We start from the raw sequence: 24215 nt of genomic DNA, 5'->3' as shown, positions 1-24215 counted from the left end.
ATGTGAAGCCGGCCGGTGGCGCCGCTACCGCCTTCGCCCGCACCGTTCGGGCCACCGCCCGGCTTCACATGGCCGGCCGACCCGCTGTGCGAACGCATGCCGTGCTTCGCGCCATGCCGCTGCGTGCCGGCCGGCGGAGGCGGCGCGGTCGTATTGCCGTTGGTGCCCGGCGTCGACATGTCCATCGACGGATTCGGCGCGCCGGTGCCCTCGTCCGAGCGCTGCGAGTTCTGCGCCCATGCGGCCGGCGCGGCCGCGACGATCGCGACGGCTGCGCACGCCAGCACGTGCCGCGCGACACACTTCGATTCGAATGCTGATTTCATGGCGTTTTCTCCCTGTGGGTGATCGCTTGATGGAAATTCCTGCTCCGGTCTTTCAGCAAGGCCCATGCCGTCGTCGGCACGTTCGCGACCCGGCACGCGGTTTGCGTCCGCCGTGTTCGCACGACCGTCCTGTGATTCCATACGGAGCCCCTTGCCTTATGCCTTCCGCTTCTGCTTCCCACGCGCACGCCAAGTCGCACGGCAAACGCCACACGCGCCGACCCGGCCGCGCGCGCAGCGCCGACCCGACCCACCGCAAGCGCTGGTCCGGCGAAGTCACGCAAAAAAGCGATGCACTCGACATCGAGCCCGACATCTTCAAATCCGACGATCCGGCCGCGATCGCCGCGTCGCTGAAGCGCTCGGCCGAACACAGCCGCCGCCGCAAGGCGTCGCCGTTCCAGTCGGCGATGTCGATGCTGAACTTCTACGTGAACCGCGCGGGCCGCAACCTGCCGAAAACACGCCGCGCGACGCTCGAACGCGCGAAGCGGAAGCTGCGCGAGGCATTCGGCCGCAAGCCCTGACGGCTGGCGCGCCGCCTCTCTCCCCCTGCTGCGATCACACGCATGCATGAAACGCTCTGGTATCTGATCATCGGCGCGGTGCTGCTCGGCATGGGCGTCGTGACGTCCACGCTGCGCCACCTGCCCTGCAGCTCGGCCATGATCTATCTGGTGCTCGGCGTCGCGCTCGGTCCGACCGGCGCCGACCTGCTGCATCTCGACCTCGAACGCGACGGGCGCCTGCTGCGCGAGATCGTCGAAGTCGCGCTGCTCGTGTCGCTGTTCGCGATCGGGCTGCGGTTGCGCGTGCCGCTGTCCGACAAGCTGTGGCTCGTGCCGTGCCGTCTCGGGCTGCTCGCGATGGTCGTCACCGTGCCGCTGCTCGCCGTCTGCGCGGTGCTCGCGCTGGGCCTGGGCTGGGGCCCCGCGCTGCTGCTCGCGGCGATCCTCGCGCCGACCGACCCCGTGCTCGCGCACGACGTGCAGGTGCACGATCCGGGCGATCGCGACCTGGTGCGCTTCGCGCTGTCCGGCGAAGGCGGGATGAACGACGGCATCGCGCTGCCGTTCGCGCTCGCGGGGCTCGCGCTGTGCGGCGCACCGGGCGCGACGCACGGTATCCCGCCGTTGTCCGGCACGTTCGCGCTGGTCGCGCTGTGGGGCATCGCGGGCGCGGTCGCGATCGGCGGCGGGCTCGGCTGGGTCACGACGAAGACGATAGGCTGGCTGCGCACGCGGCACGCGCAGGCGCTCGGCCTCGAAGGTTTCTTCGCGCTCGCGCTGATCGTGCTGTCGTTCGGCGCCGCGCAGCTCGCGCATACGTTCGGCTTCATCGCGACGTTCGCGGCCGGCGTCGCGATGCGACGCGTCGAGCATCGCGCGAGCGGCGACCGCCCGCCGCGCGAAGTGATCGGCCAGATCGATTCGGAAGACGTCGTCGCGACCGAGAAGCATCCGGAGAAAGCGCATGCGTTCATGGCCGAATCGGTGCTCGGCTTCACGATCGAGCTCGAACGGATCGCCGAGGCGATCGTGATGACGATGGTCGGCAGCGTGCTCGCGACGCTGCCCGGCCCGCTGCTCACGTGGGGCGCCGTCGCGCTGGCCGCCGTGCTGTTCGTCGCGGTGCGCCCGCTCGCGGTGCTGGTCACGCTGGCCGGCTCGCGTGCGACGCATGCGCAGCGGCGGCTGATGGCGTGGTTCGGCATTCGCGGGATCGGCTCGTTCTACTATCTGCTGTTCGCGCTCGAGCACGGACCGTCCGACGTCGTGCGCCCGCTCGCGGCGCCGGTGCTGGCGGTGGTGTCCGCGTCGGTGGTCGCGCACGGGATTTCCGCGACGCCGCTGATGAACTGGTATTACCGGCTGCAGCAGCATCGGCGCTGACGGCTCACGCATCGGCGCCGAGCCGCGCGCGCATCGCCGCGGTGATGCGCTGGCGCGTCTTCGCATAACCTTCCCACGGGTCGCGCTTCAGCGTATCCAGCCGTTCGTGCAGCGTGTCGATCGTCCATTGCGCGCCGCCGGTCGTCGCGGGCACCTCGTCCCAGTCGAGCGGCACCGACACGCCCATGCCGGGCCGCGCGCGCACCGAATACGCGGCGATCGTGCTCGCGCCGCGGCCGTTGCGCAGATAGTCGACGAAGATCTTGCCGCGCCGGTGGCGCGGCCCCATCGTCGCGGTGAAACGGTCGGGCAGCGTACCGGCGACGTGCTGCGCGACCGCGCGCGAAAAGTCCTTCACGTCGTCCCAGCCCGCATGCCGCGTGAGCGGCACGACGACGTGCAGCCCCTTGCCGCCGCTCGTCTTGCAGAACGATACGAGCCCGAGTTCGTCGAGCAGCCCGCGCACGAGCTGCGCGGCGTCGATCATCGTGCGCCACGGCAGCGCCGGGTCGGGATCGAGGTCGAACACGATGCGGTCGGGCCGCTCGATGTTCGACGCGTGCGCGTTCCACGTATGCAGCTCGACCGTGCCCATCTGCGCGGCGCCGAGCAGCGCGTCGACGCTGTCGATCGACAGCAGCGGCCCGTGGCCCGGGTCGAGTCCTTCGTGCTGCGTGACGAACGGAATCTCGCGGCGTTCCGCGTGCTTCTGGAAGAACAGTTCGCCGGCGATGTCGCCGGGTGCGCGCACGAGCGACACGGGCCGGCCTTTCAGGTCGGGCAACAGCCACGGCGCGACCCATTGCCAGTACCGCGCGAGATCGAGCTTGCGCGTGCCGCTTTGCGGATCGAGCACGCGCTCGGGATGCGTGATGCGCACGCGGCCGATCGTATCGTCGCCGGTATCGGCATCGGCGCGCGCGCCGCGCGCCTGGCCCGTGCTCGCGTGACGATCGGTGCGTGACGCACGCCGCGGCTTGTCCTGCGTAGTCGAACGCTGATCCATCGCCCCCTCCGTTTCCGTGTGTGTCGGCATCTCGCGGACGATCTGCTCCGCCGGCTTGTCGTCGCGCAACGCGATGAACGCGGCCTGCCGCACGATGCCGTCACCGGTCCATTCGGCGAATTCGCATTCGGCGACGAGCGTCGGCTCGACCCAGTGCACGCGCGTGCGCGTGCGTTCGCGCGGCGGCGCATCGAACGGCATCGTGTCGCGCTCGTGCTTGCGCAGGATCGCGGCGAGACGGTCGAGCATCCGCGCGTCGAAGCCGGTGCCGACGCGGCCGACGTAGCGCAGCGGCCCCGGCCCGCGTCGCCGTTTGCCGGCCGGCGCCGGTTCGTGCACGCCGAGCAGCAGCGCGCCGAAGCCGTGCCGGCTGCCCGACGGCTCCGTAAAGCCGCCGATCACGAACTCCTGCCGGCGCCGGCATTTGAGCTTGATCCACGCGGGCGAACGGCCGGCGCGGTAGCGCGACTCCGCGCGCTTGCCGATCAGCCCTTCGAGGCCGGTGTCGCAGGCGCTCGCGATCAACGATGCGATGTCCTCGCCGAGATCGGGCGAAAAGCGCACGCGCGCCGGGTCGCAGTTCGCGAGCAGCGGCTCGAGCAATGCACGACGGGCGGTGAGCGGCGCGTCGCGCAGATCGTAGCCGTCGAGATAAGGCAGATCGAACACGAAGAAAGTGATCGTGTCCGAACGGTCCGTGCCGAACGCGTTCTGCAGCGCCTGGAAATCCGGCAGGCCGTTGTCGCCGAGCACGACGGCCTCGCCGTCGAGCCACGCGTCGTCGACGTCGAGCGCCGCGAGCGCGTCGCGCTGCGCGCGCAGCTTCGCGGTCCAGTCCCGGCCTTCGCGCGTCATCAGCGTGACGCGTCGGCGCGCGCCCTTCCCGGCAATGCGCGCGAGGATTCGATAGCCGTCGAACTTCAGTTCGTAGCACCAGCCGCCCTGAGTCGGCGGCGCATCGACCAGCGTCGCGAGTTGCGGCGCGACGCGCTCGGGCAGCGGCGCGCGTACCGCGCCTTCGACTTGCGACGGTTCGGTGGGGCGCGGGCCTTCGTGGCTTTCGGGACTTTCGGGGCTTTCGCGTCGTGCGGCACGTGCATCGCCATTCGCGCCATCCGCGCCATTCGATCCGCGACGCCGCGCAGCATGCTTGCGCGCCGCGCCGTGGGACGCACCGTCATGCACACTCCCCGGCCGCTCGCCGACGACGTCGAATTCATCGACGCTGCGCGCGTCGTCGTCGCGCTCCTTGATCAGCAGCCACTGCTCCTGACGCCCCTCCTGCCGCCCGCTGCGCACGAGCGCCCAGCCGCCGTGCAGCTTCTCGCCGTCGAGCCGGAACGTCAGCTTGCCGGCCCGATAGCCTTCGCGCGCATGCGCGATGCCGCCATCGGGCGTCCACGTACCTTCGTCCCACACGACGACCGACCCCGCCCCGTAATGCCCGGCCGGAATCTCGCCTTCGAACGACGCGTATTCGAGCGGATGATCCTCGACGTGCACGGCGAGCCGCTTCACCTGCGGATCGAAGCTCGGCCCCTTCGGCACGGCCCACGACTTCAGCGTGCCGTCGAGTTCGAGCCGGAAATCGTAGTGCAGCCGGCGCGCGTGGTGCTCCTGGATCACGAAGCGCAGTGGATGGCCTGCGCGTGCGGCAGGCTTCGCGTTTGGCTGCGTCCCCGCTTTCGTCTGCGCCTTCGCACGACGCTTGCCGTGTGCGCCTTCGGGCTCGGGCGTCGCGCCGAAATGGCGCTTGCGGCGATACGGATCGAGCTTGCCGGCCATCGCGTCACCTCGTCGGAGTCGAAGTCGAAATCGGCGTCGGCGTCATCGGCGTCATGCCGCGTGCTTGCGGCGCGCGGCGGTCTTCTTCGCCGCAGGGTCGCTCGCCGCGCCGCGTTTCGCGGCGGTCCGCTTCGCCGCGGTTTTCGTCGCGGCGCCTTTCGATGCGGACTTCGCCGCCGGCTTGCGGCGCGCGCCGCTCCGCGATGACGACGACGACGCCGCCTCGTCCTCCGCTTCGTCGCGCGCCTCGCGCAGATCCGCCGCGCGTGCGCCGGCGCCGCCCTTCAGGCTGCGCTTCAGCAACTCGGTGAGATCGACCACGTTGCTCGCCGCGCGGCCAGTTTGCGCGGGCCGGTCCTCGATCTCCTCGATCTTGCCGGCGCGCACCTTGCGCTCGACCAGTTCGAGGATGTCGTCGCGGAACGTGTCGTGATATTCGTCGGGGGTCCATTTGCCCGACATGTCGTCGATCAGCTTCTTCGCCATCCCCAGCTCGCGCGCGGTGACGCCCGCGCCCTTCGCGTCGTCGGCCGGCACCGACAGCTCGTCGAGCGGCCGCAATTCCTCCTGCCAGCGCAGCGTATCGAGCGCGAGCATCGGCCCGACAGGGATCAGCGCGCCCAGATGCTGGCGGTCGCGCATCACCACGAGCGCGATGCCGATCTTGCCGCTGTCCTTCAGCGCGTCGCGCAGCAGCGCATAGACCTTCTCGCCCTTGCGGTCCGGCACCAGGTAGTACGGCGTGTCGAGATAGAGGAACGACACGGCGTCCTCGTCGACGAAGGTCAGGATGTCGACGGTCTGCGTCGATTCCGGGTTCGCCGCGCGGATTTCGTCGTCGGTGAGCACGACGTAGCGCTCCTTCTCGTACTCGTAGCCGCGCACGATGTCCTCGCGCGTGACCTCCTTGCCGGTGCGCTTGTTGATCTGCCGATAGCCGATCGGGTCCATCGAGCGCTTGTCGAGCATCCGGAACGACGGCTTCACGGTGCGCGTCGCCGGAAACAGCTGCACGGGCACGTGCACGAGCCCGAAGCTGATCGCGCCTTTCCATATCATCCGCGGTGCCATGCGTGTTCCTCCTTGCCGAATGCGCGCCCGCCCGCGGGCAGGCGCGCCGTACGGCGCGCGCCGCTGTCGGCCCTATGCCGGCAGCTCCGCCGCCTGCTGCTCGCGCGCCCACACGCGATGCTGGCCGAGGTGGTCGGACAGCGTGTTCAGCACCTTGTCGAGATCGACGGGCTGGCCGACGCACACGCCTTCGGCCGGGTCCGGCAGATGCGCGGCGCTGAGCAGTTGCCGGCCCGACCCGACGGCCGCGATCGGCTTCAGGTGCTTGAACGCCTCGCGCACGAAATGGCGGGCGTCGGCGCTGTGCGCGAGATCGCGGCCATCGCCGTCGCCGCCGCACACGAATACCGCGTCGAACATCACCGACGGCATGCCGACGAGCGTCGCCTCCGGCACGATGCCGCCGATCGGCGCGAGTGTCGGTGCGACGATCGTCGGCACCGCGTGCGCGGCCCGCAGCGCGTCGCGCACCTGTTCGACCAGCACCGGGTTCACGCCGGGCGTCGCGATCAGCGCGATCTTGCGCGAGCGGATGCCGGGCTTCGCGCGGCCGATCAGGCTCAGCGCGGGCGAGCGTTGCGGCACGGCCGGCGTCGCGGCCGCCTGCGGCGCGGGCAGCCCGAGCCGTTCGGCGACCTGCGCGGCGAGTCCCGCGTCGAAGCGCGCGATGATCTCGTTGACCACCCGCTCGCGAATATGCGGCTGCGTCACCTTGCCGAGTTCGAAGCAGTACGCGTCGCGGATATGCCGCTGCTCGATGTCCGTCATGCTCTGGTAGAACAGCGCGGCCTGCGAGAAATGGTCGGCGAACGATTCACTGCGCACGCGCACCTTGTGGCCTTCGAGCGGCTCGGGCACGGTCTCGAACCCTCCGCCGGCGGGCGCGGGCGGCGTCTCGCGCGGCCAGCCGCCGCTCGTCGAGTTCGGCTCGTACGACGCCTGGCCGACGTTGATCGTCTGCCGGTGCAGCGCGTCGCGCTGGTTGTTCGCGAACGGGCACACCGGCCGATTGATCGGGATCTCGTGGAAATTCGGTCCGCCAAGCCGGCTCAGCTGCGTATCGGTGTACGAGAACAGCCGCCCCTGCAGCAGCGGATCGTTCGTGAAGTCGATGCCCGGCACCACGTGGCCCGGGTGAAACGCGACTTGTTCAGTCTCCGCGAAAAAGTTGTCGAGGTTACGGTTCAGCGTCATCCGGCCGATCGGCCGCACCGGTACGAGCTCTTCCGGCACGAGCTTGGTCGGGTCCAGCAGGTCGAAGTCGAATGTGTCCGCATCGGCCGGATCGATCATCTGCACGCCGAGTTCGAACTCCGGATAGTCGCCGCGTTCGATCGCCGTCCACAGGTCGCGCCGGTTGAAATCCGGATCGTGGCCGGCGATCCGCTGCGCCTCGTCCCACAGCAGCGAATACGCGCCGCTCACGGGCCGCCAGTGGAATTTCACGAAACGCTCGACGCCGGCCGCGTTCACGAAACGGAACGTATGCACGCCGAAGCCGTCCATCGCGCGATAGCTCGCCGGCAGCGCGCGGTCCGACATCAGCCACAGCACCATGTGCGTGGTTTCCGGCACCAGCGACACGAAATCCCAGAACGTGTCGTGCGCGGACGCGCCGGTCGGCATCTCGTTCGGCGCCTCGGGCTTCACCGCGTGCACGAAGTCGGGAAACTTGATCGCGTCCTGGATGAAGAACACCGGCATGTTGTTGCCGACGAGATCGTAGTTGCCTTCCTGGGTATAGAACTTCACCGCGAAGCCGCGCACGTCGCGCACGGTGTCGGCCGACCCGCGCGGCCCCTGCACGGTCGAGAACCGTACGTACACCGGCGTTTCGGCGGCCGGGTCCTGCAGGAACGCGGCCTTCGTGTAGTCGGCCATCGGCTCGTACACGCGGAACACGCCGTGCGCGGCCGAGCCGCGTGCGTGCACCACCCGCTCCGGAATGCGCTCGTGATCGAAGTGCGTGATCTTCTCGCGCATGATGAAGTCTTCGAGCAGCGACGGGCCGCGCGCGCCGCCGCGCAGCGTGTTCTGGTTGTCGGCGATCCGCACGCCCTGGTTGGTGCGCAGCGCTTCGCCGTCGGGCCGCGCCCGGTTCTGTTCGAGCTGGCGGGATTTCGCGCTGTCGGGCGGCTGCGTCGGCTGCGTGGGTGGCGTCTTGCCGGCGGATGGGGGATTCGTCATCGCTATCGGTCCTCGTGGCATTCGGATGGGCCGCCGCAGCACGCGCCGACACGGCGCGCCGCGGCACGCGCGTGCGGACGGCGGGAAAAGCCGGCCCGACGCGCCGCGAACGGCGGCGGAGCCGGCGACGACGTCAGGGCGCGCGCAGCGCCGCGTCGAATTCGGCGGCCGTCACGTCGAGCGTCACGCTGCATTCGATCACGGCGTCCTCGACGCGCGGCTTGTGCTCGTCCACCGCACGCCGCGCGCGGTCGCACAGCTGCGTGCGCACGCGCAGCCGGTCGGCCGTGTCGAGCACCGTGTAACGCTCGATCACGTCCGCATCGAAGCGCATGTCGACCGTGCAGCGCCATTCGCGCGCGTCCTCGTCGGACGGCACGCGCACCCACGACACATGGATCGTCAGTCGCCCGGATGCGTCGTCCGCATGCACGACGACGGTCGACTGCGACGGAAAACCGATCGCGAACGCGTGCTCGAGTTCCGCGACGCGCTGCGACCGGTCGGGCATCACGCTCATCGTCGCACGACGCCCAGCAGCAACGTGACCAGGAAGATCACGACGAAGATGTAGAACAGGATCTTCGCGATTTCGGCCGCGCCGGCGGCGATGCCGCCGAAGCCGAACACGGCGGCAATGATCGCGATGACGAAAAAGATGATGGCGTATCGAAGCATGGAACCCTCCTGGATGACAGCGGTCGTCACTAAACGTCGGCGCCGGTCACGCATCGTGCTTGTGTTTCGGTTTGCCGTGCGTGGGCGTGGAAGCCATTTTCTCGAGCTCTTTCTCGCTCATCGATTTGGCCATCGATTTCGACGGCGGTTTCAGGTCCTTCATTTTCGTGTCACCGCGCTTGGCCGACAGCGCGGCGCCTGCGGCGCGCTGCTGGGCCTGGGATTTGGCTGGCATGATTGCGCTCCTCTCGTTGGCGCGCGGGCCGACGCGACGGACGGCACGCGCGTGGTTGGAACAGTGGGGCCGTCACGCGGCGTCGCGACGCCGCAGATCGGCCGGCGGAATCTTCATCGCCTGGCGATACTTGGTCACCGTGCGACGCGCAAGAAGAATGCCGCGGCCCGCGAGGTTTTCCGCGAGCGCGACATCGGACAGCGGATCGGTCTGCCGCTCGGCCGCGATCATGTCGCGGATCAGCACCTTCGCGGCCGACGCCGAACACACGCCCTTGCCGGCTGCTTCCAGCTTGCGCGGGAAGAAATGCTTGAACTCGAACGTACCGTGCGGCGTGGCCATGTACTTGTTGCCGGTCGCGCGCGAGACCGTCGATTCGTGCAGGTCGAGCTCTTCCGCGATGTCGCGCAGCACCAGCGGCTTCATCGCGATCTCGCCGTAGCGGAAGAAATCGCGCTGCCGCGCGACGATGCACTCGCCCACGCGCTGGATCGTGTCGAAGCGCTTCTGCACGTTGCGGATCAGCCAGCGTGCTTCCTGCAGTTGCTGGCCGAGCGGCGAATCGCGCTCGCCGCTCGACTGCGCGAACAGCGTCGCGTAGCGCTCGTGCAAGCGGGCGCGCGGCAGCACGGCCGGGTTGATCGTCACGATCCACTCGTCGCGCACCTGGCGCACGATCACGTCGGGCACCACGTAGTCGCCGCGCGTGCTGCCGTAGTGATTGCCGGGGCGCGGGTCGAGCCCGCGCACCAGCGCGCACGCCGCGTGCAGCGTCTGCTGATTGCAGCCGAGGCGTCGCTGGATCTCGGCCGTCTCGCGGCGCGCGAGGCGCTCCAGATGTTCGCGCGCGATCGCTTTCGCTTCCGCGAGCGCCGACGTGCCGGCGGGAATCGCATCGAGCTGCAACACCAGGCACTCGGACAGCGAGCGGGCCGCGATGCCCGGCCGGTCGAGCATCTGCACGAGCCGCAGCGCGACCGCGAGATCCTGCTCCGACAGCAGCCAGGCCGGATCGGCGGCGACCAGCAGTTCAGGCAGTTCCTGACGCAGGTAGCCGTCGTCATCCAGCGCATCGATCACGAGGCGCGCGGCTTCGCGGTCGCGCTTGTTGAGCGGATAGAGCCGCAGCGCATCGTGCAGTTGCTGATGCAGCGACGGCTCGGCGGCGATCCATTCGCCGGGCGACAGGCCGTCGGTGTCGTCACCCTGACGGCTCGTGCCGCGCGGCGCGGGTGCGGCGGTAAACGGCACCTCGCCATCCGGCGGGCGGATTTCGTCGCGCTCGGGCGCCGCTTCGGGCGCAGCGGCTTCGGTCGGCTGCTCGGGCGTTCCGGCAGCGGTGTCATCGTCGCCCTGGCCGTCTTCGAGAAACGGGTTCATGTCGAGCGCCTGGCGCAATTCCTGTTGAAATTCGAGCGAGGACAACTGCAGCAGCCGCAGCGACTGCTGAAGCCTCGGCGTAAGTGCCAGATGCTGTCGCATCTGCAGCGCAAGCGAGACGGGCATCGAAAGCCTCCTGACGGTTCGGTTCGCGGTATGTTTTCACCCTCTTCTACCGGACGTCACGCAGCTTCCGTGCCAGCCGCGCGAAGCGCGAGCCGTCGCGGCTCTCGCGGGTTCGCACCCCGTTTCGCCGCGCGTCAAGGCCGCTTTTTTACAAGCCGGGGGCAAGTTTGGGGCACGCATTTCGCTCGCGGGAAAATGCGTGCCGAGGCTGCCGCCCGGCGGCCCCGCCGTCACCGCTTCGCATCGATGCGATCGACCGCCGAACGGTCGAGGAACGCGGTCGTCAACGCCGGCAGATGGCGCAGCAACCACGCGGCCATGTCGCGCTCCTGCTGCAGGATTCGCTCGCAGCACGCGCGGATTTCCTCTTCGCCGGCTGCGTGCGCCGCCGCGACGAGCGCGGTGTACGCGGCGATCTGCAGCTGCTCGAACGCATAACCGGCCAGCGCCGTCTTCACGACTTCGTCGTCCGCCAGCATGTCGCTCGCGATCTGCCCGTATGCGGCGACGCGCGCGGCGAGATCCTTGGTCGCCGATGGCGACGTGCCGAGCCGCATCAGGCACGCTTCGACGAGCGCCTGCTGGCCGAGTGTGTCGTCGAGATGCAGCCGCAGCCGGTCCTGCAACTGCGGATAGTGACCGACGCGCTTCAACTGCGCGTCGATCATCGTCTCGGCCTGGCGCTCCATCGCGTACGCATCGCGCAGCCAGTCCTCCAGGTGCTCGTGCTGGTTCGCCATCGCATTCCTCCGGCCGCATCGCGGTGCGGCATGCCGTGACGCGTCGGGCGACGCGTGCCATCAGTACTGCATCGGCGGCGGCGTGCCCGGCAGCGGCGGGTCGCCCTGCGCGCCGTTCGGGCCCGGCGGCGGCACGTCGGCCGGTTCGCCGACGTTCGCGTCCTTCGGCATCGTGTTGCCCGGCGACGGACGCGTGTCGTAACGCGTATTCGCGTCCGGCATCGTCGTGGTCGACTGCGCGCCGCGGCCGTCCGGCGGCGCGGGCGGCGCCGCCCGCGTGCCGTAGGTGCCGCCGGTCGGTTGCGTGCATGCGCCCAGCGCGCACGCGGCGGCGAACGCACAGGCGCCCACGCGTATCGTCTGGATCGTGTTCATCGAATCCTCCATCGAGGGCTCCAGGCCGGCGCATCGAGCGCCGCTCAGAGCCGGTTGAAATGGAAATCGCCCGCGTACGCGGTCGGTGCGCGGCGCGCCATCATCGTGTCGAATTCGGCCGCGACGCGCGTGAGCGTGCCGCGTTGCCGGTCGACGTCGGCCCGTTCGAGCGCGGCGAATGCGTCGGCGTCGAACGTCACGGTCAGCGACGCCGGATGGCCGTCGACCCGAAAGCCGATATGCAATGCGCCGGCCGGCTGTTCCTCGACGTGGAACGGAATCTCGCGCGCCTCGAAATGACGGCCGAGCGTCTCGGCGATGTCGCGCAGCAGGCCGGGTTTCACGCGGATGCTCATTGCAGACCCTCCGTTCACATCCGCGGCATCGCGCCGGCGGGCCGCGCCCGCACGGGCGGCTCGCGCGACGGCGGATCCCGTTCCGGCGGCGCATGCCCGGGCGGATCGCCCTCCGGTTCCCGATACGGTTCGGGCATGTCCGGCGGCACGTCGTCGGGATCGGGCGGCTCGGGGTCCGGCTCGATGTCGGGAAGCGGCGGTTCGGGCCGTTGCAGCCATTGCGCGGAGTCGTGTTTCATCGGCGTTCCCTCGTTGCGGGGTTCGGGTACGGATCGGCGCGGCGCGCCGCACACCGTGGATTCGCAAGCCGCATGCCCTCCGTGCCGGTCGTGCGCGCGGCGGGAGCGCGCGGGAATCGGCACGCAGGCGCGCGGCTGGCCGCGAAGCGCCATGCCTTCGCTACACCGTTCGCTGCAAATCTTGCAAGCACGCCGCTACGCGTCGTACGCGGCCATCACGAGCCACAGCTCGCGGCCGTCGTCGCGCACGCGCGCGGCGAGCGCGTACGGATCGGACGGCTCGCACGCCCGCTGCAACGCGAAACGGGCGGGCTCGGTTGCGCCGAACGTCTCGTCGCCGAGCGGCCGCACGTCGGCCTTGCCTTCGAACATCCGGCGCTCGGGCCGGTAGATCAGCGGTTCGTGCTTCCACGTATCGAAATGGCTCTTCACCGAATCGAATCCGCCGCCGCATACGTTGACCTCATAGCGCACCCCTGGTCGTCGTTTCGGAATCATCGTCGTGCCTCCCGTCGATGTGCGCAGCAGGCTTCCTGTTGCGCCGTGTCGTGATCGTCGTCATGGTCGTCGCGGTCGCAGCGGCAAGTCGCGTGCCGTCCATGCGCGCCGGGAACGGCCGTTGCGGCACAGGCGGGTCATCGTCACCGATACGGAGCACCGCCATGAAGGATTCGACCCGGCACGGCCACGACGCACCGGCGCACGAGCGGCAGCCCGACCCGCAACCGCCGCTGAAGGAGCACGACCAGACGCGCACGCGCCATTCGGAACGTCATATCGACAAGCAGCTCGAGGACACGTTTCCGGCCAGCGACCCGCCCGCGACCGGCGGCGTCACGCGCATCGAGCCCGACACGCCGCCCGGCACGCACGACGACGGGCCGTGGCAGGAGAAGCGCGAAAGCGACCCCGAGTGACGAGACGGCCGCGCGCACGGCATGCGGTTTGCTGGATCGCAGCACCCGCATCGGCACATTGCTTCACCCAACCCGCAAGGAGAATTTCATGCATCGCGTCAACGAAATCATGTCGCAGGACGTCGTGCGGATCGCCCCGACCGACTCGATCCGTCATGCCGCCCAACTGATGGAGCGCTACGACATCGGCGCGCTGCCCGTGTGCGACAACAACCGGCTGATCGGGATGGTGACGGACCGCGATCTCGCGGTGCGCGCGATCTCGGCCGGCAAGCCGCCGGAGACGCGGATCCACGAGGTCGCGTCCGGCCCGATCGAATGGTGCTTCGACGACGATTCGCTGGACGAGATCCAGCACTACATGGCCGACGCGCAACTGCGCCGGCTGCCCGTCGTCGATCACGACAAGCGGCTCGTCGGCATGCTGTCGCTCGCCGACATCGCGACGCGCACGGCCAGCCCCGAGCGCGACGACGTGGCGAACACGCTCGAAGGCGTGTCGCAACCGAAACAGACGTGACGGAGCGGTTTTCCGCTTCGCCGCGCCCACCCGCGCGACCCGCAGGGCCCGGCCCCGGGCACGGTCGCGCCCCACACAGCCTGGAGGAAACCATGCAGACTCCCGATCAAGGTCAGACCCGCATCATCGGCAAGGGCGCCGCGACGGCGGCCGGCCCCGGCCCCGACGTGATGGCAGCCGATACGCTGGAAGGCGACAAGGTTTATACGACCGACGGCGACGATGTCGGCAAGATCAAGGACATCATGCTCGACGTGCGCTCCGGCCGCATCGCGTATGCGGTGCTGTCGAGCGGCGGCATCCTCGGCATCGGCGACAAGCTGCACGCGATTCCGTGGAGCGCGCTGACGCTCGATACCGAACGCAAGTGCTTCCTGCTGTCGGTATCGTCCGAGCGGATTCGCAATGCGCCGGGGTTCGACAAGGACCACTGGCCGGCGATGGCCGATCCGCAATGGGCCGAGCCGCTGCACGAGTTCTACGGCAGCACGCCGTACTGGAGTGCCGGCGACGAGCTCGGGTTGACCGATCCGACCGAAGACCTCAACGATCCGCGCACGCGCGGCCGTCACTGACCACCTCTGACGCGCGCCGGTTCGCCGGCGCATCCGTTCGACCCGCCCCGCCCCGCGCGGGGCGTTCTTTTTCTATCCGCGCGTGGGGCCCGCGCCGCGCCGGCGCCGGACGCCGTGCGCTACGACCGATGCCGCAGCGCGTCGATCACGACCGAAAACGCGCGCGACGCCTGGCGGCGGCTCGGATAGTACGCGTGATAACCGGGGAACACCGGGCACCAGTCCGGCATCACGATCCGCAGCGCGCCGCTGCGCAGATGCGCGTGCGCGATGTCCTCGGTGACGAACGCGATGCCGAAGCCGTCGAGCGCCGCCTGCAGCAGGTGCGGCTGCGTGTTGCAGGTGATCCGGCCGTTCACGCGCGCCTGGATCGCGTTCTTGCCCTTCTTCAATTCCCACGCGTAGATGCCCTTCGCGGTCGCGAGCCGCAGCGTCACGCAGTCGTGGTCGAGCAGATCCTGCGGCTTCTTCGGCGGCTTGCGGCCGTCGAGATAGGACGGCGCGGCGACCATTGCCATCCGGATGTCCGGGCTGATGCGCACCGCGATCATGTCCTGCGCCACCTGGTCGCCATACCGCACGCCGATGTCGTAGCGCTCCTCCACGATATTCGACAACCCGTAGTCGACCGACAGCTCGACGCGGATGTCCGGATAGTCGGGCAGCACGGCCCGCAGCTTCGGCCAGATGACCGTGTCGATCGGATGCTCGGTGGCCGTGATGCGCACCACGCCGGCCGGCTTGTCCCGGAAATCGGACAGCGCGGCGAGTTGCGCCGAGATCTCGTCGATGCGCGGCGCCACCGCATTGAACAGCGCTTCGCCGGCCTCGGTCGTCGACACGCTGCGCGTCGTGCGCGCCAGCAACCGCACGCCGAGCCGCGCTTCGAGATCGCGCACGGTCTGGCTCAGCGCCGACTGCGACACGCCGAGCCGCGCGGCCGCGCGCGTGAAGCTGCGATCGCGGGCCACCGCGAGAAAGACGAGCAGATCGTTGAAATTTTCGCGCGCCATGTCGAAAGGCTCCGGTCGGGACGAGCGCCAATCGTAGCATCGCCGGCGGCGATTCATCGGTTTAGCTAATAAGTCCAAGCGCGCCGTGCTACTTAATCGATGCCGGACGACTCGCTAGACTGCGAAGCCATCGACCCGTCGCGCCGCGCTCCCGCCCGGCACGCCGGCCTCCCGCTTTCCGGAATCACACGCCATGAATACCCGTCTTTTCGCCACCGTTACCGCCGTCGCCGCGCTCGTCGCGTCCACCCCGCTGTTCGCGCAATCCGCGTCGGGCCTCACCCGCGAGCAGGTTCGCGAGGACATGGTTCGCTACTCGGCCGCCGGGTTCAATCCCGCCCGCATGAATCCGCGCACGTGGGTCGACGACGCGCAGGCCGCCGCCATCAAGGTGGAGGCCGCCCGCAACGACGACGCGCGCACGCATCTGGCCGGCCGCGACACGACCGCGCATTGCGACTGAGCCCGCGACCGGCCTTGTTCGCTCCGATTTCCGTCATGCAATCCGTTTCCACGCCCGAGTGCGGCGCCGCGCCGGGCCATACCGCCGCGTGGGGCGCCGTCCTCGCGATGTCGCTCGGCGCGTTCGCGCTGGTCGCGTCCGAATTCATGCCGGTCAGCCTGCTCACGCCGATCGCGGGCGACCTGCACGTCAGCGAAGGCCAGGCCGGCCAGGCGATCTCCGTATCGGGCGCGTTCGCGCTCGTGACGAGCCTGCTGATCGCGTCGCTCGCCGGGCGCTGCGATCGCAAGCGCCTGCTGCTGTCGCTGACGCTGCTGACGATCGTGTCCGGCACGGTCGTCGCGTTCGCGCCGAACTATGGGGCGTTCATCGCCGGCCGCGCGCTGATCGGCGTGGCGATCGGCGGCTTCTGGTCGATGTCCGCCGCGACCGCGATGCGTCTCGTGCCGGACCGCCAGGTGCCGCGCGCGCTGGCGATCGTGAACGGCGGCAACGCGCTCGCGACCGTCGTGGCCGCGCCGCTCGGCAGCTTCCTCGGCGCGATCGTCGGCTGGCGCTGGGCGTTCTTCTGCGTCGTGCCGGTCGCCGCGCTCGCGCTCGGCTGGAAGCTCGTCAGCCTGCCGGCGATGCCGTCCGCGCCGCCGCGCACGCGCGTCGGCGCGGCGGCGCTGCTGGCCCGGCGGCCGGTCGCATGGGGCATGGCCGCGGTCGGCGTGTTCTTCATGGGCCAGTTCGCGCTGTTCACCTACCTGCGCCCGTTCCTCGAAACCGTCACCCACGCGGGCACGACCACGCTGTCGCTGATGCTGCTCGTGATCGGCGTCGCGGGCGTCGCGAGCACCGCGCTGATCGGCGGCGTCCTCAAATACGGGCTGCACCGCACGCTCGTCGCCACGCCGCTGCTGATGGCCGCGATCGCGGTCGCGCTGACGGGCTTCGGCGCGTCGACCGCAGCCACCGCGTGCCTGCTCGCGCTGTGGGGCCTGCTCGGCACGGCGGCGCCGGTCGGCTGGTGGACCTGGCTCGCGCGCACGCTGCCGCATGATGCGGAGGCCGGCGGCGGGCTGATGGTGGCGGTCGTGCAACTGGCGATCACGCTCGGTGCGACGACGGGCGGCTTGCTATTCGACCTGCACGGCTACCGGGCAACCTTCGCACTGAGCGCCGCGCTGCTCCTGCTGGCCGGCGCGCTGGCCGCCGCGGCCGGCCGCTCGAGCGCGCGCGCCGCGCCGCGCACCGGCGCGTGAGCGGCCGCGCCCCGCGCACCGTCAGCCTTTTTACAAGGGTCGTGTAACGTCCCCGTCCGGCTTCATGGCGCCGCCGCTCGCCGATTCGAGGTAGCCCAGCAGCCGGTGCGGCGTCAGCGGCTTCGCGCAGTGCGCGTCGAAGCCGGCTTCCTTCGCCCGTTCGCAATCGCGTCGCGACGCAAGCCCGCTGCATGCGATGAGCAGCATGTCCGACGTTTGCGGATCGCGCCGCAGCCGCGCCGCGAGCTGCAGCCCGTCGAGGCCCGGCATTGCAATGTCGAGCACGACCGCGAACGGCTGCCAGTCGCGCGCGACGTCGCACACGGCGAACGGATCGTCGGCGACCTGGCACTCGAAGCCGCGCGCCTCGAGCAGCAGGCGCAGCGCATCCGCCGCATCGCGATAGTCGTCGACGACCAGCACGCGGCGCGGACGGCGCGGCACGCTGTCGGGCGCGCGCCACAGCAGCACGTCGTCGGCGGCCGGATCGTCGCCGGGGTCGAGTTGCATCGTGCTTCTCCTGTCGTTGGACCGGCCTGCCACGCAAGGCGCGCGCCCATGCCGACTGCATGCGGCATGCCGGTTGCTGCCTTGCTCGCATCGTCGACACAGGAGTCTTTCATGCGCACGATGCGGCTTCGATCGTCCGGTGTGCTTCCCACTGCGCGTGCGACAGCACGAGCGCCGGCATGTTCCGCGCGACGGCAGCGTGCCGCCCGTCCAGCCTGCGCCGGAGATGCCGCATGACGCGCAAAACGCCCGACCGCCAGGCGCCGACTCGGCAGCCGCCCGAGGACGATGCCCCGGCCACGCTCGACGCGTGCCGCCGCTGCGCGCTGTGGGAACACGCGACGCAGCCGGTGCCGGGGGCCGGGCCCGTCGACGCGCCGATCATGCTGGTCGGCGAGCAGCCGGGCGACCAGGAGGACCGCGCCGGCCTGCCGTTCGTCGGCGCGGCCGGCCGCATGCTCGACCGCGCGCTCGACGAAGCCGGGATCGAACGCGCGCATGTCTACCTGACGAACGCGGTCAAGCACTTCAAATGGGAGCCGCGCGGCAAGCGCCGGCTGCACAAGACACCCGCGCAGCGTGAAGTGGCGGCGTGCCACTACTGGCTCGAACGCGAACTGCAAGCCGTCCAGCCGCGCGTGGTGGTCGCGCTCGGCGCGACGGCGCTGCGCGCGGTGCTGCAGGACAACGACGCGACGCTGGAGCGCACGCGCGCTCCGGTGCGCACCGAGGACGGCCGGCTCGTCGTCGCGACCTATCACCCTTCGTACGTGCTGCGCACGCGCGGCGCCGATTCCCGCGAGCATGCATACCGCACGCTGGTCGACGCGTTGCGCACCGCATCGCGCCTCGCCCGCGAGCGGCGCCACGGCGGCGGGCGCCCGGCGCACGGGGATGCCGGATGAGCGGACTCGACGAAGACGCGCCGCCGGCGGCCGAGGCGCCGCCGGCCGCCGCGAAACCGTGGTATCGGCGGCTCGGCCCCGGCCTGCTCGCGGGCGCGTCGGATGCCGATCCGAGCAACGTCGCCGTCTACGCGCAGGCCGGCAGCCAGTTCGGTTTCAACATGCTGTGGATGATCGTCGTCACGCTGCCGATGATGGTGGCCGTGCAGCTCGCGTCGGCGTTCATCGGGCGACGCAATCGCGAAGGGCTCGTGGCCGGCATCCGTCAGCACTATTCCGAGCGCGTCGCGAAGATGCTGATCGGGATGGTCGTGATCGTCAACGTCGTGAACGTCGGCGCCGATCTCGCGGCGATGGGCGACGCGACGGCGCTCGTCGTCGGCGGCCGCAGCTACTGGTATGCGCCGCTCTACGGGATCGCATCGCTCGCGTTGCAGGTGATGCTGTCGTACGAACGCTACGCGCGCTGGCTCAAATGGATGACGCTCGGCCTGATCGCGTACGTGCTCGAACTCGGCTTCGTGCACGTCGACTGGGGCAACCTGCTGCACGCGATCGTGCTGCCGCACATCGCCTTCACGCACGACTATGCGACCACCGCGGTCGCCGTGCTCGGCACGACGCTGAGCCCGTACCTGTTCGTGTGGCAGGCCGCGCTCGAAGTCGAGGAAACCACGGCCGAGCAACAGAACGGCGAGCGCAACACGCGCAGCGAGACCGAACAGCGCATCACGTTCGACACGTGGACCGGCATGATCGTCACCAACGCCGTGTCGTTCTGCATCATGGTGATCGGCGCGGCCGTGTTCTTCGCGCACGGCCGGCACGACATCGGCAGCACCGCGCAGGCCGCCGAGGCGTTGCGGCCGATCGCCGGCGAAGCCGCGTTCCTGGTGTTCGCGTTCGGCATCGTCGGCTGCGGGCTGCTCGCGATTCCCGCGTTCGCGGGCAGCGCCGCCTACGGTTGCGCGGAAGCGTGGCGGTTTCGCGAAGGGCTGAACGAGCCCGTGCGGCGCGCACCCGCGTTCTACACGGTGCTGGCGCTGTGCGTGATCGTCGGCATCGCGATCTGCTTCAGCCCGATCGACCCGATCCGCGCGTTGTACTGGAGCGCCGTGCTCAACGGCGTCGCGGCGGTGCCGATGCTCGTGCTGGTGATGCTGCTCGCGCGAAAGCGCGACGCGGCCGGCCGGCCCGGCAGCGGCCCGGTATCCAGACTGTTCGGCTGGCTGGCGGTCGCGCTGATGGCGGCGTCGGTGGTGACGATGATCGTCGACATGCTGACGTGAGGATCGAAACAGCGGGATGAAAGCCGTTGCGGACGCAACCGGCTCGACCGGCAGGCGGGCAGCCGCGCCGCCCGCCTGCCCGGGGCGTTACATCATCTTGCCGCGCGAGCGCCCGGCACGTGCCGCATCCGCGGCGGACTCCACCTTCTTCACTTCCTCCGGCGGCGGCAGCACCGCCTTGAAGCCCATCGACTCGATCCACATCTCGCGCGCCCAGCCACGCGTGTGATACAGGTGATGATCCTCGTCGGCCTCCACCTCGTCGTGCGCGGCCTTCAGCGCCTTCGCGGCGTCGCTGTCGGGCAGCTGGTCGGCCGCATAGCCGATCAGCTCCCAGTTCAGGTGATCCTTGGTTTCGGCGAGCACCACGCACTCGGCCGCGACCACCTGCGCGACCGCCGGATCGGCCTGCTTCTTCGCCTGCTCGATCACCTGCACCAGCGACTTGCCGGTGGCGGCCACCGCGGCGCGCCCCGGCGATTGCGCATCGGGATCGAGGCCGAGTGCGGCGAACACGTTGCGCAGCACCTCCTGGTGGTGCAGCGTCTCGCGATGGTACTTCTCCCATTCCTTGTGCAGGTCCTCGTCGGTCGCGCACTGGAGCGCGGCCTCGTAGATCTGCGCGCCGCCAAGCTCGGTCTCGTATGCCTGGCAGAGCAGTTCGAGGATACCTTCGTGCTTCGATTGCCGTTGGGCCATGACTGCTTCTCCGAAAAAGCGGGCCGCCCGTGCGGCCCAGGGGTGGAACCGGGCGCGCGTTATTGCGCGCCCACCTTGCGTGCGAGCGTCTGCGCCATGCTCAGGTGATGCTTGAGCGTCGGCAGCGTGGATTTGGCGAATGCGCGCAATTGCGCGTCCTTGCCGTCGCGCGCTTCGTCCTCGAACAACGCGACCGCCTTCTGGTGCGCGTCGGGGCCGGCCGCCGCGAGATACGCGGTGTCGAAGTCGTGCCCGCTCTTGCCGCGCAGCGCCTCGACGTCAGGGTCCGAGATCTGTTCGACCTGCGGCTTCATGCCCTTGCGTGCGGCGAGCTCGGTGAGCTTCGCGTTCGCCTTGCCATGATCCGCGACCATCCGTTTCGCGAATGCTCGCACGTCCGCCGACTGCGCCTGTTTCAGCGCGAGCTGGCTGGCCTGCACTTCCGCCTTGCCGGCCATCGCGGCCTTGTCGACGAACTCCGCATCGGCGCCCTTCGGCGCTTTCGCGATGCCGGGGTCGCCGGCGGCGCCCGCGCCCGACGACGGGTTGATCACGCCGCCCGGCACGTGCGAATTCGATGCGGGCGGCTCGCTCGGCATCTGCGCGCGGGCGAGCCCCGACACGGCGAGCACGCCGGCGGCGAGCGCCGCGATCGTCCAGTTGGGTTGTCTCATCAGCTTTCTCCTGGTGCTTGCGTGGAAACGGCCATCAACCGCCGACGATCGAGCCGCCGTTCGGGTGCAGCGTCTGCCCGGTCATGTAGCTCGCGCCGGCCGACGCGAGCAGCACGTAGCAGTCGATCAGTTCGTCCGGTTGCCCCGGCCGCTTGAGCGGCACGTTCGAGCCGAATTTCGCGACCTGCTCGGGCGTGAACGTCGACGGAATCAGCGGCGTCCAGATCGGCCCCGGCGCGACCGCGTTCACGCGGATGTCGCGTTCGGCCAGCTCGATCGACAGCGACCGTGTGAACGCGACGATCGCGCCCTTGGTCGCCGAGTAGTCGGGCAGTTTCGGGCTGCCGTGATACGCGGTGACCGACGCCGTGTTGACGATGCGACCGCCCGCCTTCATGTGCGGCAGCGCGGCCTGCGTGCAGAAGAACATTCCGTACACGTTGGTGCGGAACGTGCGTTCGAGCTGTTCCTCGGACACGTCCTCGATGCCCGGCTGCGGATGCTGCTCGCCCGCGTTGTTCACGAGCACGTCGAGCCGGCCGAGCCGTTCGACCGTGCGGGCCACCGCGTCGTGCGCCTGCCGGCGATCGCCGACGTCGCAGGCGATCGCCTCGCAGCGTCGGCCGGTCTGCTCGATCAGTTGCCGGGTATGCGCGGCGTCGTCGGATTCCTTCAGGTAGACGATCGCGACGTCCGCGCCCTCCTTCGCGAAACCGATCGCCACGGCGCGGCCGATCCCGCTGTCGCCGCCCGTCACGAGCGCGACCTTGCCGGCAAGCTTGCCGCTGCCCACGTAGTCGGCCGCTTCGTCGCGCGGCTTCGGATGCATGTCGCGCTCGGTGCCCGGCTGATGCGTCTGTTTCTGCGGTGGCGGCGTCTGTGCAGTGGTCATGGGGTTCCTCCTTGAACGGTGCCGCCGATGCTGCGCAAACCGCGTGCCGCGCGCGGCGCACGCCGGCCCGCGCACGGCGGCCGTGTTTTCAGGGTTGACGTTGCAAGCGTCTGGAAAAACGGCGTCGTCAGCGGGGGCCGCCGGACGGGGCTTCGTCGGGCCGGCGTACCGGATCGAAATCGCGCCATTCGCCGTCCTGCCAGTCGCCTTCGACGCGCTCGATCGACTTCGCGCCGGTCGCGCGCAACACGTCTTCGGCGGTCGTCGCGGTGTCGGGCGTCACGCGCGCGGCGAGAATCACGCCCGTTTCGCTCTGCGCGAGCGTGCCCTTGCCTTCGGCCTGCTCGCCGCGCATGCGGCCGAGCGCGCCGCCGAATGCGCCGAGATAGGCGCCGGCCAGCGCGGCGGCGGCCGGCACGAACCAGTAGCGCAGGCCGAGCGCATAGGCGATCAACCCGATGACGACGCCGATCAGCAGCCCGCGGATCGCGCCGACCATCGCGCCGCGCCCGCCGGGCTTCGCCGCGGTGTCGGCATACACGTCGCCGCCGATCGGGAAGCGCGCGTGCTGGCCGCCGGGGTTCAGGAAGAAGATCGACACGTCGTCCGGCCCGAACGCGCGCTCGTAGAGGTGACGCGCCCCACCTTCCGCTTCATCGAACGTCGTGAAACGGCCTGCGACGATCATCGCCATGGTCGTGCTCCTCATGATGGATGCGCCGCGCGCGCGAGCACGCGGCGCGATGGGCGACGCTCACATCAGCCGCCCGAGCTCCTTCGATACCGATGCGGGCGTGTCGTACTCGCGCTCGGGAATCTTGCGCAGCATGTCGAGCACCGCGCGGTCCGCGTTCGAGCGTTCCGCGCACTGCACGACGTCCACCTTGCTGGCCGGATAGTCCATTCCCTTCAGCGCCTTCTGCACGTCGACCGGGCTCGGCGGCTTGCCGTGCCCCGTCTGGTGCCCGCCCTTGTCGTGGTCCTGCTGGGTGCGCTCGCCTTCGTGCGCGCGCGAGTGGCTGTACTCGTGGCCCGTGTGTTGTCGGGATGTCATGAACGCCTCCTTGGAAAATGAACGAAATCACGCGGACGACCGGCGCGCACGCGCGAACGCGGCAAACACCAGCGCCGCAGCGCCCAGCGCGACCGCGCCGGCGACCTTCGGCCGCTGCACCACCGTGTTGTACGCACAGCTGCGCAGCACCGGCCCCTCCATGCCTTCGCGCTCGTGCAGCGCGTGGCGCGAGTCGTACAGCGCGTTGTCGTCGCGCGGCCGCGCCGGGCGCACCGTGCGCTGGCCGCGCGAGAACAGCGTGGCCGCGACGCGGTCGAACAGGCGCGGCGCGTGGTACGCGCTCGCCGACGTGAACTTGGCGGCGCCGCCGACGAACAGCGTGCGGCGCGGATGCGCGGCCGCGAACAGGATCGCGTCGGCCACCAGGTCGGGGTCGTAGATCGGCGGCGGCAGCTTCGCCTCGACGTTCATGTAGTTCTTCGCGTGCATCACGAACATCGTGTCGATCGCGGCCGGCTTGATCAGCGTGACGGACACCGGCAGGTGATCGGCTTCCATCTCGAGCCGAAGCGAATCGGTGAAGCCCTTCACCGCGTGCTTCGACGCGACGTACGCGCTTTGCAGCGGCACCGGCGCGTCGGACGCCTCGCTGCCCATGTTGATGATCGCGCCGCCGTGGAAATCGCTCTTGCGCCGGAAATGGTCGGCCGCGACGAGCGAGCCGTGCACGACGCCCCAGTAGTTGGTGTCGAACAGCCGGCGCTGATCCTCGAGCGGCACCTGGGCCGCCGTGCCGAAGATCGATACGCCCGCATTGTTGATCCAGGTGTCGAAGCCGCCGTAGGTGTCGGCCGCCGCCGCGGCCGCGCGCTGCAGATCCTCGACGTTGCCGACGTCGCCGGCGACCGGCACCGCGAGGCCGCCGTGCTGGCGGATTTCCTCGCACAGCGTGTTCAGCGCTTCCTCGTTGCGCGCGAACAGCACGAGCTTCGCGCCGCGCCGGGCCGCCTTGCGCGCGGTGACGAGACCGATGCCGCTCGTCGCGCCGGTAATCACGATCGTCTGTTCGCCGACCGGTTTGAGCATGCAGTTCATCACTG

General features: G+C 69.8%; 30 protein-coding genes. 9 read left to right on the top strand and 21 right to left on the bottom strand.

Features of this window, described 5'->3' with window-relative positions; translation table 11 throughout:
- A partial coding sequence (locus H0X91_RS10400) for a hypothetical protein (RefSeq protein WP_196433016.1) occupies window positions 1-326 on the bottom strand: 326 nt, incomplete at its 3' end.
- A gap of 158 nt (window positions 327-484) precedes the next feature.
- On the opposite strand from H0X91_RS10400, the gene H0X91_RS10395 reads away from it, so the two are divergent.
- Both H0X91_RS10395 and H0X91_RS10390 read left to right on the top strand, forming a co-directional pair.
- Window positions 485-853, top strand: a complete 369-nt coding sequence (locus tag H0X91_RS10395) for a DUF3175 domain-containing protein (protein WP_034203627.1) — start codon at window positions 485-487, stop codon at window positions 851-853.
- 42 nt (window positions 854-895) lie between these two features.
- A complete protein-coding gene (locus H0X91_RS10390; protein ID WP_077189915.1) occupies window positions 896-2218 on the top strand; it encodes a cation:proton antiporter in 1323 nt (440 codons plus the stop codon).
- Between the two features lie 4 nt (window positions 2219-2222).
- Here the strand turns inward: H0X91_RS10390 and ligD are convergent, their stop codons facing one another.
- From ligD to H0X91_RS10330, 12 genes are all read right to left on the bottom strand, one after another.
- Window positions 2223-5009 carry a DNA ligase D gene (ligD, locus tag H0X91_RS10385; protein WP_196433015.1) on the bottom strand — a complete coding sequence of 929 codons (2787 nt, stop codon included), beginning with the start codon at window positions 5007-5009 and terminating at the stop codon, window positions 2223-2225.
- Window positions 5010-5060: 51 nt separating this feature from the next.
- Window positions 5061-6080, bottom strand: a complete 1020-nt coding sequence (ku, locus tag H0X91_RS10380; protein ID WP_059722873.1) for a non-homologous end joining protein Ku — start codon at window positions 6078-6080, stop codon at window positions 5061-5063.
- 72 nt (window positions 6081-6152) lie between these two features.
- Complete coding sequence (gene katE / locus H0X91_RS10375) at window positions 6153-8267, bottom strand: catalase HPII (protein WP_196433014.1); 2115 nt, start codon at window positions 8265-8267, stop codon at window positions 6153-6155.
- A 133-nt stretch (window positions 8268-8400) separates the two neighbouring features.
- Complete coding sequence (locus tag H0X91_RS10370) at window positions 8401-8787, bottom strand: DUF3022 domain-containing protein (RefSeq protein ID WP_059722869.1); 387 nt, start codon at window positions 8785-8787, stop codon at window positions 8401-8403.
- Window positions 8784-8945, bottom strand: coding sequence for a DUF1328 family protein (locus H0X91_RS10365; RefSeq protein ID WP_006498332.1), 162 nt, complete (start codon window positions 8943-8945; stop codon window positions 8784-8786). Before H0X91_RS10365 ends, H0X91_RS10370 begins: the two co-directional genes overlap by 4 nt.
- A 46-nt stretch (window positions 8946-8991) precedes the next feature.
- The gene (locus tag H0X91_RS10360; RefSeq protein WP_006498333.1) at window positions 8992-9180 is read right to left on the bottom strand and encodes a DUF3008 family protein; all 189 of its coding nucleotides are present in this window, start codon (window positions 9178-9180) and stop codon (window positions 8992-8994) included.
- Between the two features lie 72 nt (window positions 9181-9252).
- Complete coding sequence (gene rpoN / locus H0X91_RS10355) at window positions 9253-10686, bottom strand: RNA polymerase factor sigma-54 (protein ID WP_196433013.1); 1434 nt, start codon at window positions 10684-10686, stop codon at window positions 9253-9255.
- Window positions 10687-10916: 230 nt separating this feature from the next.
- On the bottom strand, window positions 10917-11426 hold the full coding sequence (locus H0X91_RS10350; protein ID WP_060214454.1) for a DUF892 family protein: 510 nt from the start codon (window positions 11424-11426) through the stop codon (window positions 10917-10919).
- Window positions 11427-11486: 60 nt separating this feature from the next.
- Window positions 11487-11801 carry a hypothetical protein gene (locus H0X91_RS10345; protein ID WP_034204037.1) on the bottom strand — a complete coding sequence of 105 codons (315 nt, stop codon included), beginning with the start codon at window positions 11799-11801 and terminating at the stop codon, window positions 11487-11489.
- Window positions 11802-11845: 44 nt separating this feature from the next.
- Window positions 11846-12157, bottom strand: coding sequence for a hypothetical protein (locus H0X91_RS10340; RefSeq protein WP_006498337.1), 312 nt, complete (start codon window positions 12155-12157; stop codon window positions 11846-11848).
- Window positions 12158-12171: 14 nt separating this feature from the next.
- Window positions 12172-12396 (bottom strand): hypothetical protein, encoded by a 225-nt coding sequence (locus H0X91_RS10335; RefSeq protein ID WP_196433012.1) that lies wholly within the window; start codon window positions 12394-12396, stop codon window positions 12172-12174.
- 195 nt (window positions 12397-12591) lie between these two features.
- Window positions 12592-12894, bottom strand: coding sequence for a hypothetical protein (locus H0X91_RS10330; RefSeq protein ID WP_034203633.1), 303 nt, complete (start codon window positions 12892-12894; stop codon window positions 12592-12594).
- 164 nt (window positions 12895-13058) lie between these two features.
- Here H0X91_RS10330 and H0X91_RS10325 point away from each other — a divergent pair, with 164 nt between their 5' ends.
- From H0X91_RS10325 to H0X91_RS10315, 3 genes are all read left to right on the top strand, one after another.
- Window positions 13059-13313, top strand: coding sequence for a hypothetical protein (locus tag H0X91_RS10325; RefSeq protein ID WP_006498340.1), 255 nt, complete (start codon window positions 13059-13061; stop codon window positions 13311-13313).
- A gap of 88 nt (window positions 13314-13401) precedes the next feature.
- Window positions 13402-13833, top strand: coding sequence for a CBS domain-containing protein (locus tag H0X91_RS10320; protein ID WP_058903681.1), 432 nt, complete (start codon window positions 13402-13404; stop codon window positions 13831-13833).
- A 92-nt stretch (window positions 13834-13925) separates the two neighbouring features.
- The gene (locus tag H0X91_RS10315) at window positions 13926-14408 is read left to right on the top strand and encodes a PRC-barrel domain-containing protein (protein WP_023477789.1); all 483 of its coding nucleotides are present in this window, start codon (window positions 13926-13928) and stop codon (window positions 14406-14408) included.
- Between the two features lie 119 nt (window positions 14409-14527).
- On the opposite strand, the gene H0X91_RS10310 is transcribed toward H0X91_RS10315, so the two are convergent.
- Entirely contained in the window at window positions 14528-15421 is an 894-nt protein-coding gene (locus H0X91_RS10310; RefSeq protein ID WP_011545564.1) for a LysR family transcriptional regulator, read from the bottom strand.
- Between the two features lie 193 nt (window positions 15422-15614).
- Between H0X91_RS10310 and H0X91_RS10305 the strand changes: the two genes are divergently transcribed.
- On the top strand, window positions 15615-15884 hold the full coding sequence (locus H0X91_RS10305) for a DUF4148 domain-containing protein (RefSeq protein ID WP_196433011.1): 270 nt from the start codon (window positions 15615-15617) through the stop codon (window positions 15882-15884).
- A 35-nt stretch (window positions 15885-15919) separates the two neighbouring features.
- A complete protein-coding gene (locus H0X91_RS10300; protein WP_196433010.1) occupies window positions 15920-17131 on the top strand; it encodes an MFS transporter in 1212 nt (403 codons plus the stop codon).
- A 30-nt stretch (window positions 17132-17161) separates the two neighbouring features.
- Here H0X91_RS10300 and H0X91_RS10295 read toward each other — a convergent pair whose 3' ends face one another.
- Window positions 17162-17641 (bottom strand): response regulator, encoded by a 480-nt coding sequence (locus tag H0X91_RS10295; RefSeq protein WP_011545567.1) that lies wholly within the window; start codon window positions 17639-17641, stop codon window positions 17162-17164.
- 233 nt (window positions 17642-17874) lie between these two features.
- On the opposite strand from H0X91_RS10295, the gene H0X91_RS10290 reads away from it, so the two are divergent.
- Both H0X91_RS10290 and H0X91_RS10285 read left to right on the top strand, forming a co-directional pair.
- Window positions 17875-18546, top strand: a complete 672-nt coding sequence (locus H0X91_RS10290; protein ID WP_196433009.1) for a UdgX family uracil-DNA binding protein — start codon at window positions 17875-17877, stop codon at window positions 18544-18546.
- Complete coding sequence (locus tag H0X91_RS10285) at window positions 18543-19835, top strand: NRAMP family divalent metal transporter (protein WP_196433008.1); 1293 nt, start codon at window positions 18543-18545, stop codon at window positions 19833-19835. The genes H0X91_RS10290 and H0X91_RS10285 overlap by 4 nt, the downstream gene beginning before the upstream one ends.
- Window positions 19836-19922: 87 nt before the next feature.
- Here the strand turns inward: H0X91_RS10285 and H0X91_RS10280 are convergent, their stop codons facing one another.
- The 6 genes from H0X91_RS10280 to H0X91_RS10255 all read right to left on the bottom strand — a co-directional run bounded on the left by H0X91_RS10280 (window position 19923) and on the right by H0X91_RS10255 (window position 24210).
- On the bottom strand, window positions 19923-20534 hold the full coding sequence (locus H0X91_RS10280; protein ID WP_196433007.1) for a hypothetical protein: 612 nt from the start codon (window positions 20532-20534) through the stop codon (window positions 19923-19925).
- Window positions 20535-20593: 59 nt separating this feature from the next.
- Window positions 20594-21208 (bottom strand): DUF4142 domain-containing protein, encoded by a 615-nt coding sequence (locus H0X91_RS10275; protein WP_034203636.1) that lies wholly within the window; start codon window positions 21206-21208, stop codon window positions 20594-20596.
- Between the two features lie 34 nt (window positions 21209-21242).
- Window positions 21243-22100 (bottom strand): SDR family oxidoreductase, encoded by an 858-nt coding sequence (locus tag H0X91_RS10270; protein WP_006498351.1) that lies wholly within the window; start codon window positions 22098-22100, stop codon window positions 21243-21245.
- 127 nt (window positions 22101-22227) lie between these two features.
- Complete coding sequence (locus H0X91_RS10265; RefSeq protein WP_006498352.1) at window positions 22228-22794, bottom strand: hypothetical protein; 567 nt, start codon at window positions 22792-22794, stop codon at window positions 22228-22230.
- Between the two features lie 60 nt (window positions 22795-22854).
- On the bottom strand, window positions 22855-23154 hold the full coding sequence (locus H0X91_RS10260) for a DUF2795 domain-containing protein (protein ID WP_196433006.1): 300 nt from the start codon (window positions 23152-23154) through the stop codon (window positions 22855-22857).
- Window positions 23155-23181: 27 nt separating this feature from the next.
- Window positions 23182-24210, bottom strand: coding sequence for an SDR family oxidoreductase (locus H0X91_RS10255; protein ID WP_006498359.1), 1029 nt, complete (start codon window positions 24208-24210; stop codon window positions 23182-23184).
- Window positions 24211-24215 lie beyond the last annotated feature (5 nt).

Source organism: Burkholderia sp. 9777_1386, from assembly GCF_015712265.1.
GTDB classification, from domain to species: domain Bacteria; phylum Pseudomonadota; class Gammaproteobacteria; order Burkholderiales; family Burkholderiaceae; genus Burkholderia; species Burkholderia cenocepacia.
Note: the sequence above shows the minus strand (reverse complement) of the source record. Positions and strands in the feature narration are given on the sequence as shown.

Excerpts from the sequence above, each read along its gene's own strand:
- H0X91_RS10360 (WP_006498333.1), bottom strand. The coding sequence starts at position 9,180 with ATGCCAGCCAAATCCCAGGCCCAGCAGCGCGCCGCAGGCGCCGCGCTG.
- H0X91_RS10280 (WP_196433007.1), bottom strand. The coding sequence starts at position 20,534 with ATGGCCCAACGGCAATCGAAGCACGAAGGTATCCTCGAACTGCTCTGC.
- H0X91_RS10260 (WP_196433006.1), bottom strand. The coding sequence starts at position 23,154 with ATGACATCCCGACAACACACGGGCCACGAGTACAGCCACTCGCGCGCG.
- H0X91_RS10310 (WP_011545564.1), bottom strand. The coding sequence starts at position 15,421 with ATGGCGCGCGAAAATTTCAACGATCTGCTCGTCTTTCTCGCGGTGGCC.
- H0X91_RS10390 (WP_077189915.1), top strand. The coding sequence starts at position 896 with ATGCATGAAACGCTCTGGTATCTGATCATCGGCGCGGTGCTGCTCGGC.
- H0X91_RS10335 (WP_196433012.1), bottom strand. The coding sequence starts at position 12,396 with ATGAAACACGACTCCGCGCAATGGCTGCAACGGCCCGAACCGCCGCTT.
- H0X91_RS10350 (WP_060214454.1), bottom strand. The coding sequence starts at position 11,426 with ATGGCGAACCAGCACGAGCACCTGGAGGACTGGCTGCGCGATGCGTAC.
- H0X91_RS10275 (WP_034203636.1), bottom strand. The coding sequence starts at position 21,208 with ATGAGACAACCCAACTGGACGATCGCGGCGCTCGCCGCCGGCGTGCTC.
- ku (WP_059722873.1), bottom strand. The coding sequence starts at position 6,080 with ATGGCACCGCGGATGATATGGAAAGGCGCGATCAGCTTCGGGCTCGTG.
- H0X91_RS10265 (WP_006498352.1), bottom strand. The coding sequence starts at position 22,794 with ATGGCGATGATCGTCGCAGGCCGTTTCACGACGTTCGATGAAGCGGAA.
- H0X91_RS10330 (WP_034203633.1), bottom strand. The coding sequence starts at position 12,894 with ATGATTCCGAAACGACGACCAGGGGTGCGCTATGAGGTCAACGTATGC.
- H0X91_RS10345 (WP_034204037.1), bottom strand. The coding sequence starts at position 11,801 with ATGAACACGATCCAGACGATACGCGTGGGCGCCTGTGCGTTCGCCGCC.
- H0X91_RS10290 (WP_196433009.1), top strand. The coding sequence starts at position 17,875 with ATGACGCGCAAAACGCCCGACCGCCAGGCGCCGACTCGGCAGCCGCCC.
- H0X91_RS10270 (WP_006498351.1), bottom strand. The coding sequence starts at position 22,100 with ATGACCACTGCACAGACGCCGCCACCGCAGAAACAGACGCATCAGCCG.
- H0X91_RS10285 (WP_196433008.1), top strand. The coding sequence starts at position 18,543 with ATGAGCGGACTCGACGAAGACGCGCCGCCGGCGGCCGAGGCGCCGCCG.
- ligD (WP_196433015.1), bottom strand. The coding sequence starts at position 5,009 with ATGGCCGGCAAGCTCGATCCGTATCGCCGCAAGCGCCATTTCGGCGCG.
- H0X91_RS10365 (WP_006498332.1), bottom strand. The coding sequence starts at position 8,945 with ATGCTTCGATACGCCATCATCTTTTTCGTCATCGCGATCATTGCCGCC.
- H0X91_RS10320 (WP_058903681.1), top strand. The coding sequence starts at position 13,402 with ATGCATCGCGTCAACGAAATCATGTCGCAGGACGTCGTGCGGATCGCC.
- H0X91_RS10300 (WP_196433010.1), top strand. The coding sequence starts at position 15,920 with ATGCAATCCGTTTCCACGCCCGAGTGCGGCGCCGCGCCGGGCCATACC.
- rpoN (WP_196433013.1), bottom strand. The coding sequence starts at position 10,686 with ATGCCCGTCTCGCTTGCGCTGCAGATGCGACAGCATCTGGCACTTACG.
- katE (WP_196433014.1), bottom strand. The coding sequence starts at position 8,267 with ATGACGAATCCCCCATCCGCCGGCAAGACGCCACCCACGCAGCCGACG.
- H0X91_RS10370 (WP_059722869.1), bottom strand. The coding sequence starts at position 8,787 with ATGAGCGTGATGCCCGACCGGTCGCAGCGCGTCGCGGAACTCGAGCAC.
- H0X91_RS10325 (WP_006498340.1), top strand. The coding sequence starts at position 13,059 with ATGAAGGATTCGACCCGGCACGGCCACGACGCACCGGCGCACGAGCGG.
- H0X91_RS10340 (WP_006498337.1), bottom strand. The coding sequence starts at position 12,157 with ATGAGCATCCGCGTGAAACCCGGCCTGCTGCGCGACATCGCCGAGACG.
- H0X91_RS10295 (WP_011545567.1), bottom strand. The coding sequence starts at position 17,641 with ATGCAACTCGACCCCGGCGACGATCCGGCCGCCGACGACGTGCTGCTG.
- H0X91_RS10255 (WP_006498359.1), bottom strand. The coding sequence starts at position 24,210 with ATGAACTGCATGCTCAAACCGGTCGGCGAACAGACGATCGTGATTACC.
- H0X91_RS10315 (WP_023477789.1), top strand. The coding sequence starts at position 13,926 with ATGCAGACTCCCGATCAAGGTCAGACCCGCATCATCGGCAAGGGCGCC.
- H0X91_RS10305 (WP_196433011.1), top strand. The coding sequence starts at position 15,615 with ATGAATACCCGTCTTTTCGCCACCGTTACCGCCGTCGCCGCGCTCGTC.
- H0X91_RS10395 (WP_034203627.1), top strand. The coding sequence starts at position 485 with ATGCCTTCCGCTTCTGCTTCCCACGCGCACGCCAAGTCGCACGGCAAA.